Source organism: Desulfofundulus australicus DSM 11792 (assembly GCF_900129285.1).
In the GTDB taxonomy this organism is placed as follows: domain Bacteria; phylum Bacillota; class Desulfotomaculia; order Desulfotomaculales; family Desulfovirgulaceae; genus Desulfofundulus; species Desulfofundulus australicus.
The window spans coordinates 1-14,250 of sequence record NZ_FQUW01000051.1; the positions used below are offsets into that span (position 1 = coordinate 1).

14 protein-coding genes and 1 pseudogene are annotated in these 14,250 nt (G+C 53.6%); 6 read left to right on the top strand and 9 right to left on the bottom strand.

Going from position 1 to position 14,250, the window contains the following annotated elements:
* A partial coding sequence (locus BUB44_RS14030; protein ID WP_073167454.1) for an IS200/IS605 family accessory protein TnpB-related protein occupies positions 1-1,378 on the bottom strand: 1,378 nt, incomplete at its 3' end.
* A 715-nt stretch (positions 1,379-2,093) separates the two neighbouring features.
* On the opposite strand from BUB44_RS14030, the gene BUB44_RS14040 reads away from it, so the two are divergent.
* Positions 2,094-2,732, top strand: a complete 639-nt coding sequence (locus BUB44_RS14040) for an HAD family hydrolase (protein WP_073167457.1) — start codon at positions 2,094-2,096, stop codon at positions 2,730-2,732.
* A 79-nt stretch (positions 2,733-2,811) separates the two neighbouring features.
* Here BUB44_RS14040 and BUB44_RS14045 read toward each other — a convergent pair whose 3' ends face one another.
* The 4 genes from BUB44_RS14045 to BUB44_RS14060 form a co-directional block, all read right to left on the bottom strand.
* Positions 2,812-3,066, bottom strand: a complete 255-nt coding sequence (locus tag BUB44_RS14045; protein WP_073167480.1) for a glutaredoxin family protein — start codon at positions 3,064-3,066, stop codon at positions 2,812-2,814.
* 30 nt (positions 3,067-3,096) lie between these two features.
* Entirely contained in the window at positions 3,097-3,570 is a 474-nt protein-coding gene (locus BUB44_RS14050) for an RrF2 family transcriptional regulator (protein ID WP_083543259.1), read from the bottom strand.
* A gap of 896 nt (positions 3,571-4,466) precedes the next feature.
* Positions 4,467-5,099 carry a manganese catalase family protein gene (locus BUB44_RS14055; RefSeq protein WP_073167459.1) on the bottom strand — a complete coding sequence of 211 codons (633 nt, stop codon included), beginning with the start codon at positions 5,097-5,099 and terminating at the stop codon, positions 4,467-4,469.
* Positions 5,099-5,353 carry a hypothetical protein gene (locus BUB44_RS14060; protein ID WP_073167462.1) on the bottom strand — a complete coding sequence of 85 codons (255 nt, stop codon included), beginning with the start codon at positions 5,351-5,353 and terminating at the stop codon, positions 5,099-5,101. Before BUB44_RS14060 ends, BUB44_RS14055 begins: the two co-directional genes overlap by 1 nt.
* Positions 5,354-5,455: 102 nt before the next feature.
* Between BUB44_RS14060 and adhE the strand changes: the two genes are divergently transcribed.
* Positions 5,456-8,164, top strand: coding sequence for a bifunctional acetaldehyde-CoA/alcohol dehydrogenase (adhE, locus tag BUB44_RS14065; RefSeq protein WP_073167464.1), 2,709 nt, complete (start codon positions 5,456-5,458; stop codon positions 8,162-8,164).
* A gap of 13 nt (positions 8,165-8,177) precedes the next feature.
* Here adhE and BUB44_RS14070 read toward each other — a convergent pair whose 3' ends face one another.
* Positions 8,178-9,017 carry an SDH family Clp fold serine proteinase gene (locus BUB44_RS14070; protein ID WP_073167467.1) on the bottom strand — a complete coding sequence of 280 codons (840 nt, stop codon included), beginning with the start codon at positions 9,015-9,017 and terminating at the stop codon, positions 8,178-8,180.
* A 219-nt stretch (positions 9,018-9,236) separates the two neighbouring features.
* Between BUB44_RS14070 and lspA the strand changes: the two genes are divergently transcribed.
* Complete coding sequence (gene lspA, locus BUB44_RS14075; protein ID WP_073167469.1) at positions 9,237-9,692, top strand: signal peptidase II; 456 nt, start codon at positions 9,237-9,239, stop codon at positions 9,690-9,692.
* Complete coding sequence (locus tag BUB44_RS14080; RefSeq protein WP_073167471.1) at positions 9,679-10,599, top strand: RluA family pseudouridine synthase; 921 nt, start codon at positions 9,679-9,681, stop codon at positions 10,597-10,599. Before lspA ends, BUB44_RS14080 begins: the two co-directional genes overlap by 14 nt.
* On the opposite strand, the gene BUB44_RS14085 is transcribed toward BUB44_RS14080, so the two are convergent.
* The 3 genes from BUB44_RS14085 to BUB44_RS14095 form a co-directional block, all read right to left on the bottom strand.
* A complete protein-coding gene (locus tag BUB44_RS14085; protein WP_027356703.1) occupies positions 10,596-11,051 on the bottom strand; it encodes a DUF441 domain-containing protein in 456 nt (151 codons plus the stop codon). The genes BUB44_RS14080 and BUB44_RS14085 overlap by 4 nt on opposite strands.
* A gap of 127 nt (positions 11,052-11,178) precedes the next feature.
* Positions 11,179-11,976, bottom strand: a complete 798-nt coding sequence (gene comA / locus BUB44_RS14090) for a phosphosulfolactate synthase (protein WP_073167473.1) — start codon at positions 11,974-11,976, stop codon at positions 11,179-11,181.
* 160 nt (positions 11,977-12,136) lie between these two features.
* Positions 12,137-13,438, bottom strand: a complete 1,302-nt coding sequence (locus tag BUB44_RS14095; RefSeq protein WP_073167476.1) for an MFS transporter — start codon at positions 13,436-13,438, stop codon at positions 12,137-12,139.
* A gap of 112 nt (positions 13,439-13,550) precedes the next feature.
* On the opposite strand from BUB44_RS14095, the gene BUB44_RS14100 reads away from it, so the two are divergent.
* Positions 13,551-13,826: a YqhV family protein gene (locus tag BUB44_RS14100; RefSeq protein ID WP_073167478.1), complete on the top strand. Its 276-nt coding sequence runs from the start codon at positions 13,551-13,553 to the stop codon at positions 13,824-13,826.
* Between the two features lie 222 nt (positions 13,827-14,048).
* A pseudogene (locus BUB44_RS14105) lies at positions 14,049-14,250 on the top strand (ISLre2 family transposase); the annotation flags it as partial.

Consider the following 14,250-nt stretch of genomic DNA (forward strand, 5'->3'; position numbering starts at 1 on the left):
ACGTGTGCGCCGGCCTGACCGGTTTTACGCCCACACCTTCCCTGGATGCCCTCCGCATGACGGCCTCGATTATCTTCTTGAACGGGAAGCTGGCCGCCATGCGGTTGAATTTCCTGTCCGTGTCCAGCCGGTCTTTCCCGAAGTCCAGGTCCTCCAATGCAATGGGTTTGTCAAAAGCTTTTGCTGTGTCCACCACCACTTTAGCCAGTACGCCTATCAGGTAGGTGCGCCGGTATCCGCGGCTGTAAGCAAGTTCCGGCATCTTGATGTACAGGAAACCGTTCGGTTGCACTGTCACCTGGAATTCCCCGGCAAATTTGTGTAATGCCTTCGGGTAAGGTACCTCGAAACCCTCCGGCCAGGGTTCGGGCTGGCCGAAATAATTGACGCTGGCTAAAGCCACCCCGTCCGGGTTGGTGTCCATCCCCAAGTAGCCCCGGTTGGGACTGGTCACCGGTTCAGGTGCCGTTACGGTGAAGGTAATGTGCACCCTGTACCGGCCGTCCCGGCCTTTGATTAACTCAACGTTATAGGGAGCGCCGGAAAGAAGAGACTCCCACACCTTGAGCCGGTGCTTTTCCGGCAGCCAGAGCTTTCCCGTTACCCGGGGAGCCCTCGTCATTACCGGTCTTCCTCTGCTGTCCGTGCCTGCCTGCTCGGACAGGTGGGAGACGGTCACGGACAAGGCAAATTCTCCGCTGCGGTAGCTTATCTTAATGTTCGGATTGCCGCCCTTGGTTTCGTCTCCCCGGGCGTACAGCCGGTTCTGACGGGCGCTTCGCCATTCTTCTTTTGTGGCTCTACCCCTGCAGATTCGTTTCCACAAAGAACGGCCGCCAAAAACTACCGTGGGTATGGTGCCGTTATTTTGATGGGTTTTCAGTTCATCCAGCTTCGTCTTCAGTCTTTTGACCCGCGCTTTGCGGCCGTGTACGGTGCGTCCGGCTTTCTCGATTTTTGCCGGGCTACCAGTTTTTATCGCTGCGGCCAGGTCTTTTTCCGCCCGGTCAAGCTTCTTCCTGGCCCGGGCCAGTTTCGTTCCGGTTTCTTCGATTTCCAGCGCCAGCAGTTCCCGCCGTGATTCAATAATGGCCCCTGCTTTTAATATGGCATCGTCACAAAAACGGGAGTTTATGCCGAATATCTTCTGGCCTTCTTTTTTGAGCTCTTCACGGGAACGACCTTCCTGAAGCCGGTTGAAGGCCCAGCGCTCGCACGAGCAAAAAAGGCGTATCTCGGTGGTCAGGGGATCTTCTTCCCCTCTGGCCCAACGCAGGCTGCGCCGGGCAGGAAAACTTTCCGGGAACCATTCGCCGCATACGGTGTATTTTATGCCGTCTTCCGGGTTAACCGTTTTCTTCTTTTTCGGCTTTTTCATCCGGCTCCACTCCCGCAATCAGTTCCCGAAACCTCTGTCTGACTTTTCTGCCGCCCCTGGCCCCGTACAACCGGGCCGAAAAGAACGTGACTACGGCCAGTGAGTCCCCCGTCTAGCCCGGTGTGAGCGTCTTTCGGTTCTTTTTCCGTGATAGCGATTATTTCCACGCCGCAGTGTTTCAGGTGCCGCTCGATGTACGAATAGCCAAACCGGGCCAGCCGGTCGGGATATTCGATGATAAGGTTTTTTATACTCGCCCCGCCCGGCCAGCTTGAGTATATTCGTTATTATATTTTGTCAACATTTGTTGGCCTGTTAGTAGCTGCTACGAACCTCCTTTTGAGTTTTGAATTCTCCACAGAATAAAAAATACCTGCTTCATGAGCAGGTAACAGGCTGTACGACAAAATGCTCCGGGATGTGCCCTGGTTTAAAGTCGTCGCTCCCGGTCGTTTTGCTGGCCGGGCCAAAAGACCCCGGCTCCGGTCTCCGGCGGGTACGGCCACATTCACACCTCCTGTGTTCAAATGGCCTCCGCGGACATCCGGTCCGCGGCACGTGGCCTGGCCCGGCAGCGCTCACTCCAGGTCGCTCCTCCTATAAAGCCAGGGCACATGGAGAGTTTGTTAAAACTTTGCTACCTGCTTTGTGTGCAGGTACCTGCCTGTAAGCGGAAAGTTGTGCTATACTGTTTGGAGGAAAGGCGGGATGAATCATGTGCGTGGAGGTTGTTTTGTTTGATCTTGACGGTACCCTGGCCGACTCCCTTCCTCTGATAATGCATACCTACCGGCGGGTGTTTGGTGAAATGGGTATTCCCTGGGATGACGGTAATATTCTTGGCTGGATTGGCCGCCCAATTGTGGATATTGCCCGGTATTTTGCCGGGGAGGAGAGGGCCGAAGATTTTATCAAGCGTTACCAGCACTACTATCATCTTGATCATGACCGCTATACGCGGCTTTTCCCGGGTACGCTGGAAATGCTCCGCAACCTGCGTGCCATGGGTCTCAAGCTGGGCATTGTTACTTCTAAAGGGAAGACGGGTGCCTGGCGAACAGTTAACTTCACCGGCCTGGATCAATATATTGACGTCATGGTCACCGCCCATGACGTAGACAGGCACAAACCCCTGCCCGATCCAATTCTTAAGGCCATGGAAGTTCTCCAGACCCGGCCCGACCGGACGGTTTATGTAGGGGACAGTTATTTCGATATTCAGGCCGGGCGTTCTGCCGGGGTTAAAACCCTGGGGGTCACCTGGGGGGTAGCTTCCCGGGCAGAACTGGAACGTTACCGGCCGGATGGCCTGCTGGATTCCTGGGCGGATTTACATTTATTCCTGGAGAAATAGTGATTTTGCCATGCCGGAGAGTTATACAGGAAAAACAGGGCCCACCAGGGACCCTGTTTTTCCCGGTTAAAATGTTTTACTAGGTCAGGCGTAAAGGTTCTTCCCGGAGGAGATGATCCCATTTTTCCGGCAGGTAACCCACTACGATGTGACCATCAACATCGATGGTGGGGCACTCTGTACGCCCGGTTTTATAACGGAGTTCACCCCTTGCCCCGGGATCTTGAATGTTTTTCTCTTCATAGTTGATCCCCTTGTTTTCAAGGAACTGCCTGGCCTTCTGACAGTTCTCACAGTTGGGCGATACATAGAGGGTAACGTGGTAATCCCCCAGGTTGCATCACCTCTCTTTCCCGGTTTTAACTTAGTTTGCCCCACCGCAAGAAAATCTCTTCCCGGCAGGTTTCGTCACCTCTGGAACGGGTTCCGGTGAACCGCCGGCCAGGCAGGCGAAATTATAGCTTTTAAACTGTTCAATCAGGGTTTTCTGGATGGAGGCCAGGGCGCGGTGTACGGGACAATGGGGTGGTCCTTTTTTGGTGCAGGCACCGAGATCCTTGAGGCAGCGGTTTATCTGTACCGGCCCCTCCACAGCCAGCATTACGTCCAGCAGCGTAATTTCTACCGGGGGGCGGGCCAGGGCATAACCACCGCCCACACCGCGGTAGGAATAAATAATCCCGGCCTTGGTAAGCAGGCGCAGGATCTTTAACAGAAAACGCATGGGTATACCCTCATGCCTGGCAATGACCTGGGCTTCTACCACTTCGCCAGGAGGGAGCTGGGCCAGGTAAAGGACTGCCCGGAAAGCGTAATCTGTAGCTTGATTAAGCCTCATTGTTTCTTCCCCCGGTTTTAAAAGTATACCTTGTAAGTTTACTTTAAAAGATATTCTAGGCCTTCTTGAGCATACCTGTCAAGACTGCCACAGGAGGGGTGAAAACCATTCCAGGGGTGGGTCAATCTTACCCACTCCAGCCTCTAGACAAGGTATTTCCGGGATGTGCCCTGGTTTTAGTCGTCGCTCCCGGTCGTATCGCTGGCCGGGCCAAAAGGCCCCGGCTCCGGTCTTTGGCGGGTACCGGTCACATTCACACATCCTGTGTTCAGGTGGCTTCCGCGGGCATCCGGTCCGCGGCACGTGGCCTGGCCCGGCAGCGCTCACTCCAGGTCGCTTCTCCTTTAAAACCAGGGCACATAAGAAGTTTGTCAACAGGCTGAGGGGCTGAAGTATCCCCCAGTTTTTTAAAGCCCTGTTTTGGCTCGGTAGCGAGCGACTTGAGTTGGCGGCCAGCCAAACTTAGCGAGGCGAAAAGCGAAGGCAGGCCCGGGGGCATGGATGCCGAAAATGGAGGTTAGAGGTCGGAAGTTGGAAGTCGGAAATAGGAAGGAATTCGCGCAACGAATTCCAACAGCAGTTCCAACCTCTGACATCTGACTTCCAACTTCCAGGTTGGCCGGGAAGCCTGCCGGAGCTTTGAGCCGAGCAATAGTTTGGCCCCCCAGCACTCACTGTAACCGGAGTTCTTTAATAGGATGATTGCTGCCTAATATAGGCTTTCAATCTCCGGGCAGGTATATGGATCCGGTGAGTGCTGGGTCACTGGAGCGAGCGAGAGCCAAAACAGGGGGAGTTGGAAAGTGGGGATAACTCAGGCTAAAGGGGTGGGTATAATCTTACCCACCCCTTTAGCCTGCCGGGTTTGTAAAACTTGAGCCTGAAACTGAAAACGTTCAGGTATACTGGCCATATTGTGCCGGTTGTGAGAGGTCGTAGTATTGCCTGGAGTAACCGGTGTCAACAAAGTCCTTTAAAACGCCCTGGCCCTGTACCTCATCCAGTGCCTGGCGGAACAGGTTGGCGTGTGCTTCTTCCCTGCTGATCAGGAATTTGATGAAATCCTGAACTGCCGGGTCTTTAGCCTGGCGGTACAGCCTTTCATATACAGCCTTGGCCCGGAACTCGGCTGCAATGTTGGACTGCAGGTCGGCGGCTATATCGCCCACTGCGTCCACATAAGTGCTGGAGAAAGGTGAGCCCAGGGAATTAATCCACAGTGGTCCGCCTCCACCGAGGAGCTGGAAGGAAAATTCTTCAGGTGAAGCAGTGCTAACCTGCTCCCCTGCCAGGAGACCTATCATATGTCCTACCATTTCCAAATGGTTTAACTCTTCCGTACCAATGTCCAGGAGAAGATCCTTTATTTTGGGGTTTTTGCATTTCAGTCCCTGAATAATATACTGCATCCCGGCGGCCAGCTCTCCATTCTGCCCGGCCAGCTGCTCCACCAGCATGCTGGCAAACTTCGGGTCGGGGCCGCTTACCCTTACAGGATACAGAAATTCATCTTTCCGGTGATAAAACATTAATTATCATCCTCCATGTAGTTATTTGCACGGCATTTCCGGGGCTCGCCGGTGGTGTGAACGGCCACACGCTGTTCCCGGCCGCAGGCCGGGCAGATAAAAAGATGCATGCAAACCGTCGCTTCGAAGGCCAGGTTGAAATACGGGCTGTAAGGCCCGTAGTAGTCGCTCACCGGGCCGGCATCTTCCATAAGGCTGCCACAGGGGCATAAATGGCGGCCGGTGTAAGTACCGTTACATAGCGGGCAGGCCATTGGAAGGTTATTTCCTCCTTCGTTCTCAATAATTATTTTTGCCCTGACGGGAAAGCATATTCCCTTTTTTACCGGAAATAATGAGAGGGGAGGTGCTGTAAAGTGGCCGAACAGAGAAATTTTCCCGAAATTGATGCCCTGGTGGAAAAGGCCAGCCGGGCGGCCAGGGAATTCGCCCGCCTGGATCAGGAGGCAGTGGACCGGATTGTCCTCAACATGGCCCTGGCCGGGCTGGACAAGCATATGGAACTGGCCCGCATGGCCGTCGAGGAAACGGGCCGGGGTGTTTTTGAAGATAAGGCGACCAAAAACATTTTTGCTACCGAGGCGGTTTATCACAGCATAAAATATGCCAGAACAGTGGGCGTAATTGAAGATAATGAGGAAGAAGGTTACCTGGAGGTGGCCGAACCCGTAGGGGTAGTGGCTGCCGTGGTGCCGGTAACCAATCCCACTTCCACCACCATGTTCAAGTCCCTGATCTGTGCCAAAACCCGGAACCCGGTAATCTTCAGTTTTCACCCCGATGCCCAGCGCTGCAGCGCAGCCGCAGCCAGGATTATGCTGGAAGCAGCGGTGGCTGCCGGGGCCCCTGCCAGCTGTATTTCGTGGCTGGAAAATCCCAGCTATGATACCACCGGTTATTTAATGCGGCACCCCGGCGTGGCCCTGATTGTGGCTACCGGTGGGGCCGGGCTGGTGCGGGCCGCTTACAGTACCGGGAAGCCCGCTCTCGGTGTGGGGCCGGGAAACGTCCCCTGTTACATTGAAAAAACCGCCAACTTGAGAAGGGCAGTAACCGACCTGATCCTGAGCAAGACCTTTGACAATGGTTTAATCTGTGCTTCCGAGCAAAGCGTGATTATTGACCGGGAAGTGGCCGATCAGGTTATGGCCTTGATGAAAGAGAATGGCTGCTATTTTTTGAATGAGGAGGAAACCCGCCTGCTGGAAGAACTGGCCGTGGAACGGGGGAGCTGTACCCTGAATCCCAGGGTGGCCGGGCAATCGGCCCGGAAAATTGCGGAAATGGCCGGTTTCACCGTGCCGCCGGAGACCAAAGTGCTGGTGGTTCCCCTGGCCGGGGTGGGACCGGAATATCCCCTGTCTATGGAAAAATTAAGCCCCATTCTCTCCTTATATATTGTGGATGGTGCGGCTGAAGGAATTGAGTTATGTGAAAAAGTGGTTGAGTTTGGCGGCCTGGGCCATACGGCGGTTATTCATTCTGAAGATCAAAAAGTCATCGACGAATTTTCCCGTCGTATACGTACCGGGCGAATTATTGTCAATTCACCTGCCACCCACGGGGCCATCGGGGATATTTACAATGTGAACGTTCCTTCCTTTACCCTCGGTTGCGGTTCCATGGGCAGCAACTCCACTACATCCAACGTCAGTGTGGAAAACCTGATCAATATAAAAAGGGTGGCCAAGCGCCGGGCCAAACTGCAATGGTTCCGGGTTCCTGAACGAATTTACTTTGAACCGGGATCCGTACAATATTTACGTAAACTTCCCGGTGTCAACAGGGCCTTTATCGTCACCGACCCCGAGGTTAAACGCCTGGGTTTTGTGGACAAGGTGTTATATCATTTAAACCATCGCAATAACCAGGTGGTTACCGAGGTGTTTTATGAAGTGGAACCGGATCCCTCGGTGGAAACTGTGCGCCGGGGATGTGCGCTGATGAACCGGTTTCGCCCGGATACCATTATTGCCGTGGGGGGCGGTTCGGCCATTGATGCCGCCAAGGCCATGTGGCTCTTTTATGAGCACCCGGAAGTGGAGTTTGAGTTTCTCAAGCTCAAATTTATGGACATTCGCAAGCGCACATACAAATACCCCAAGCTGGGGCGAAAAGCGCAGCTGGTGGCCATACCCACCACCAGCGGTACCGGTTCAGAGGTAACGGCTTTTGCCGTCATTACCAATAAGGGCGAGCAGGTAAAATACCCCCTGGCCGATTATGAACTCACACCCGACGTGGCCATAATAGATCCCGATTTTGCCCGGACCATGCCCGATAGGGTAACGGCCGATACAGGTATGGACGTGCTGACCCATGCCCTGGAAGCCTATGTTTCGGTAATGGCTTCAGATTATACAGATGCCATGGCGGCAAAGGCTGTGGAACTGGTCTTTCGTTACCTGCCCCGTTCTTACCGGAATGCCCGTGACCATAAGGCCCGGGAAAAAATGCATAATGCATCCTGTATAGCCGGCATGGCTTTCACCAATGCTTTTCTCGGAGTCAACCACGCGCTGGCCCACCAGCTGGGGGCAACCTTTCATATTTCCCACGGCCGCGCCAATGCCGTTCTTTTACCCTACGTGGTGGCTTACAATGCCAGCCGGCCGACCAAGTTTGTTTCCTTTCCCCAGTATGAGTATTTTCACGCCCCGGAAAAATACTGGCAGCTGGCCCGCCTGCTGGACCTGCCCGCAGCTACGGTGGAAGAGGGGGTGAAGAGCCTCATCGGTGCCATCTTTCGCCTTTTAAAAGAGCTGGATATTCCCTGTACCGTGGCCGATCTGGGTATTGAGCGGGAAATATACGAAAGTAAAATCCCCGAAATGGCCGAACGCGCTTTTGCCGACCAGACCACCACTACCAATCCCCGTTTTCCCCTGGTGGCTGAACTGGCCGATCTTTACCGCCTGGCCTATGGCCCGCCGCTGTCCAGGGAAGTGGGCGAGGGCGTCCTGGACTTTTCTTACCTGGAGGGATACGGGGAGAGAATGGTCTTCCCGCCATATTTCCGGGACCGGGATGTCATGGTATACAGGGAGGAAAATCCACTGCAGTAAGGGACACCCGCAGTTAGCGGTTACCCGGTCCGGGTTCCCGGGTATAGGGTATGGGGATGTACTGGACCGAGGGGCGGCGCTGGGCAGGCTGCGGGTACAGGTCCATCAGAGCATAGATTTCGGGCGGCAGCTCGGCACAAACGGGGAAACCCAGTTCCTGTAAACGCTCGCAGGTGAGGGGGTAATCGTGGGTCCACTGGCCGCTGGTAAGCAGGCGGCTGATCTGGTGCGCTTTTTCCCGGGGCATTTTTTCCACCAGCAGCTGGTAGATAAACTCTTCTACCTGGTTCATGGCCTTGGAAGCAATGTCGGCCAGCATCAGGGTGCGATCATCCACCCGTTCCCGTCCTTTAATATGCACAGCTTCCAGAATAGATGCCGCCGGGAGTTCACCCAGTTGGGGATCCACAGGACCTAAAACAGCGTTTTCGTCCATTACGATCTCGTCTGCGGCCAGGGCAATCATGGTCCCCCCGCTCATGGCATAGTGGGGGACGAAAACAGTAACTTTGGCCCGGTGCTTTTGTAGAGCCCGGGCAATTTGTTCTGCGGCCAGGACCAGCCCGCCCGGGGTATGCAGGATCAGGTCGATGGGCATGTCGTCGGGCGTCAGGCGAATGGCCCGCAGGATGGCTTCCGAGTCTTCTACGTTAATATAGCGGGAAATGGGTATGCCCAGTAAACTCAGTGATTCCTGGCGGTGGATTAAGGTTATCACCCGGCTTTTTCTCTTTTTCTCCAGGCTACGGATTAAGCGCAGGCGCAGTGATTCCAGCCGGTACTGGCGGGAAGCCGGCAGGAGGGCTAAAATAATAAAAAAAATCCACAACAGGTCGTTGAAAGAAAAATCCATCTCCATTCACCCCATTTTTATTTTGAACTAAAAGGTTTTTTTCTATAGTTTTTGGGGAAGGGAATTTAATAACTTTTTATCTTTAATTGTTAATAACCGGTTAAACCGGACTTCTTTCCTGGTGAACCCGGTTTTGCTCCCCCGCCCATTTTCATGGTATTATATGCTGGAGTATACCGGGGAAGTGCTAATAATGCCTGTACCAAAGGAGGAGAAGCTTTGTTTTTCTGGTTGACCGCCCTGATTGTTCTCGTAGTGGATCAGTTCTCCAAAGGGCTGGTACAGTACCTGATGTATGAGGGGCAATCTGTGCCGGTTATTCCGCATGTATTCCATTTAACGTATGTTCGCAATCCCGGGGCGGCGTTCGGCCTTTTCGCCCACCGTACAGCTTTTTTTATCGTGGCCACCCTGCTTGTGGTGGCCGGAGCGGTAGCAGGCGCGCTGCGCCTCCCGCCGGGACATCGACTGCTTCGCCTCTCCCTGGGGCTGGTTGTGGGCGGTGCCATAGGGAACCTGATAGACCGGCTCCGGTTCGGCCTGGTGGTGGATTTTCTGGATTTCCGGATATGGCCGGTTTTCAATCTGGCCGATACGGCTATAGTCACCGGCGCTTTTTTATTGCTGTATACGCTCTGGAGGGAGGAACGGGAAAGGAAGGGTGGAGAAAATTAGTTATTATCGGGTGGAAGAGGGTAACGCCGGGGAACGCCTGGATGTTTTTCTGGCTAAAGAGAATCCGGAACTGTCCCGTTCCCATATTCAAAAGTTGATCACCGGGCAGCAGGTAACGGTAAATGGCGACCCCGTGCGTTCCAGCTACCGGGTTAAGCCTGGAGACGAGGTCGTATTGAGAGTGCCCCCGCCCAGGGAACTGGAAGTGGTTCCGGAAAACATTCCCCTGGATATATACTATGAAGATGCGGATGTGGTGGTGGTGAACAAGCCCAGGGGTATGGTGGTGCATCCGGCGGAGGGGAATTACAGCGGGACTCTTGTCAATGCCCTGTTGTTTCACTGCCGGGACTTATCCGGGGTAAACGGTATAATGCGGCCCGGTATCGTGCACCGGCTGGATAAGGATACGTCCGGCCTGATTATGGTGGCCAAAAACGACCTGGCTCACCTGGAACTGGCCAGGCAGCTGAAGGAACGTAGGGTTACCAGACGGTATATTGCCCTGGCCCATGGTAATTTTGCGGAAGATCGGGGGACGGTGGATGCGCCCATTGGCCGTCACCCCCGGGACAGGCAGCGCATGGCTGTGGTCAGCCAGGGTGGGCGCCATGCGGTAACCCATTACCGGGTTCTGGAGCGCTTTGGTCCGTATACACTGCTGGAGCTGAGGCTGGAAACCGGTCGCACGCACCAGATCCGCGTGCATATGGCCTATCTGGGGCATCCCCTGGTGGGTGATTTAAAATACGGGCCGTCACGGCCTCATTTTGACCTGCAGGGTCAATTTTTGCACGCGGCCACACTGGGTTTTCACCATCCCCGGAAAGGAGAATACATGGAATTTACCGCCCCGTTACCGGGAGAACTGCAGGATATCCTGGCCCGCTTGAAGGAAAAAAGCTAGTTTTTTAACCAGGAAGCCAGCTCCATAAATAATGCGGTAATGCCTGCTGCCATGAGGGGCCCCACCGGGACCCCGCCCAGGAACACTATGCCTATGATTGAACCGGTTACCAGGCCGAAGATTATTTCCGGCTGCAATTGCAGCAGTCTCAGCCCCTCGCCGTTGAGATGGGTGGCCAGGGCTCCCCCAAATAAGGCCAGCAATCCGGGCAGGGAGGTAAGGTTATAGAGCATTTCCCGCTCCGTAATCCTGCCTGTGGCTACAGGTACCAGGATGGAGAGCAGGAGAAATAGCAGGCCCAGTTCCAGGCCGCGTTTTTCCAGGAAGGGAAAAATAAAATTTAATTTGGCCAGTTTAATAATTAGCAGTAAACAGGCTGCCGTGGCAATGAGGTTGGAACGGGCGATAACACCAATCAGGAATAAAGCAACCAGCAGGGTAAATCCGGGCATGGCGTATTCCCTCGCTATGTGTTTTCTTTATCTCTTTTCTTTTTAGATTATGTAGTGCCGGGAGGTAATATTACCATTAAAAGGAAAGCCGCCGGGCAGGCGGTTTATTGTCCAAATAATTAAAATATTACAAAACAGATTTCAGGGTATCAGCCCTGAGGCCAACCCGCAGGGCTTCCAGGGCCAGGACTTCATGTGGAGGGATATTCCCGAGGTTAACATTGGGGCCGAAGCGGAGGATCAGTTCTTCCTGCTGGTTCTTAAGGGGTGCTTCCCAGATTAGAATCCGGGGATCACCAATGCTGTCGAGCAGTTCCTCCAGCTCTTCATGAATGAATTCCCCCTGGCTGTTGTAAAGGCCTGCGTTGGTACCGGACTCCCGGCCTTCCAGAATAACCCGGTAAGCCCCCAGCTCGAGATCCCTCCGGATCTGCTCCACTAAATACTGGACGGGGTAGTGCTTACCATTTTTCTTGCCCACTTCAGTTAATACTTTCAAACCGAGATCAGCGGCCCGGGAAATGACTTTTTCCCTGAGTTCGGATGGCAGGTTGATGGTTCCGTCAGAAACTTCCACCGCTGTAAAGCCAATACTCCTGGCCAGGTAGAGATACTCCTCGATTTTGTCCTGCAGTATGGCCACTTCGAAGAATGTTCCCCCGGGATAAATTTCTATATCGAAAGACCTGACGAGATGAATTTTTTCTTCTAACACCTCCGGAGCATACAAAGCGGGAGTCCCAAATCCCAGCTTGAAAAAGTCAATATACTGGCCGCATACATTTAAAATATCTTTTGTTTCCATCAGACCCAGGCCCTTATCAATGATCATGGTCAAGCCCTGCTGTCGTGGCTTTTCCAATCTTCTACCCAGGGGAAAGTTTAGAAATGCCTGCCATGACCGGGTGCCCTCCTGCTCATTCATACTCTCAAGCTCCTTTCGGGATAACAGGTTGCACCTGTGTTATACAGGTGCCCTTTCGGACACCTCCTTTCCAGGTCTCCCGAAAAGCTAGCCATTCATAGAAATATTACCACGGATAGCGAAAGGTTACCCGGGACCGGATGGAAATAGAATCCAGTTATTATTCCTGTTTTTCCGGGTATTTCCAGGGCTTGCGTGCAGCCATGCCGGGGACCGGCTGGAGTTTGTAAGGGACAGGCCCGCTTTTTTCTTCTGCCGCGGGTTCTTTCATATCCCTTACCCTGATTAAAAATACAGCCAGCAGGGCGGCAACCCCGGCCAGGGTGGCCGTGCTCCAGAACATAAGGGGCAGGCCGTAATTCATTAAAAGACCAAAAAGGGGGGGGCCCAGGGCTACACCCAGAAATCGCACTCCACCATAAAGGGAAGTCACCAGGCCACGCCTCTGCGCGGCTGTAGAGCTGGTGATAATGGTATTGAGGCAGGGGAGGGCCAGCCCGGTTCCGATGCCGGCCAGGGAAATTGCGATGAAAAAAAGGTAGGTGGTACGGTAAAAGCCCATCAAGGTCAGGGCACCGCTGATCAGGGCCAGGCCTGTTACCACCAGCCATTTCATTAAGGCCAGGCGCTTTTTGATAAGCCGGCCGGTGAGATAAGATGTTGAGCTCATAAACAGCACCGGGACGGCCAGGGCCATGCCCTTGCGCACACCATTCAGCCGGAATACTGTTTCCAGGTGTTCGGAGAGGAAAAATAGTACGCCGAAAAGGGTCAGCAGTGCCACTGCCCCGCCCAGGAAAGAGGTGAGCAGCATGGCCGATTTTTTCTCAAAGACCCTGGCAATGGATTTCAGGTATTCCCGTACGCTTTGTGCCTGCCGGTTTTGTTCCGGTTCACTGACCAGGAAATATACGCCCAGAACCACCGGTATTATTACCAGGGGAAAAAAAAGAAACGTAGCATACCAGGTAATCAGGCCAAGCAGGGCACCCAGTACGGGGCTCACCACCTTGCCCAGGCCGTTGGCTGCTTCGATGATACCCAGGGCCGTGGCCCGCTGTTTACCCGTATAAAGATCTCCGGTAAGGGCCATGGCAATGGGAGCGGTTCCCGCCGCTCCCATGCCCTGCAAAATGCGCCCGGCGAGAATGGCCTGGTAAACCATGCTTTTCAGGAAAATTGCTGCCAGCCCGGCCAGTATACCGCCCAGTCCGTAAAGGATGAGTGCCGGTACAATTACTTTTTTGCGGCCAAAACGGTCCGAGAGGAAACCGGCCAGCGGGATGATAATCCCGGCAGGAACAGAAAAGAGGGTGATCAGCAGGCTGACTTTAAATTGGGTGAGGTGCAACGCCTCCTTGATGGCAGGCAGCACCGGGATGATCATGGAATTGCCCAGAACCATAATAAAGGGCACCCCGCTCAAGGCAGCCAGCACCAGGGTGCTTTTTTGCTGTTTCATTGAGTTATCCCGTCCTTTCGCCAAAAGTTTTCCCTGCCTTTAACCCCGCCTATGCATTTATGAATGCTGCAGGGCATAAGAAATTTTAGTAAAAACCGGCAGGAGGGATTTTATGTTTATATTCCTGGACCGCATCGTCTTGAGCATGGCCCTTTTGAGATTGCTTTCTTCATCCATTGAATTCAGCGCTGCCATGCTAATGCTGTATTTTAACCGGGTGGAAACAGCCTTTAAAATAAATAGCCTGCTGGCCCTGGTGGGACCCACAATTCTGCTTACAACCACCAGCCTGGGTCTGGCCGGCCTGGCCGGTAAAGTGTCTCTTTCCAGCATGGCTATTATCCTGCTGGGAGTTGCCCTGATTTTTATTGGTATTAACCGGATGTAGCTGGAAATACTCCCGGGCCAGGGCCGTGAAACTTGGGGCAGGAGCCCATGAACATTCAACGCCACCAGCAACGGGTAAAAAACCGGTACGGGGGGAATCAGCTTAGTGTAAAGTTACTGTAGGAAATTGAAGAAGGAAAAAGGCGGTAGGAAATAGAAAGGAGAGTGCACCGCCTAGGAAGGGCGAGTAACCGAAGGATCGGAAACTCGGAGGTGCACTCTCATGAAGATAATTCAGCACGTATATAACAGTTTCCTGCAAGTAGCCACTTTAATTTTTGAGAAACTTGAGAAGGGGATTGATTATCCAAGGTTTCAGCTTGAGCTGCAAGACGTGCTCAATGAATTGGGCCGTAATATATGCAAGGAAGTATTGGAAGCTGCTGATGACTATGTAAGGCAGCACCGGAATGAACGAGCGGGGT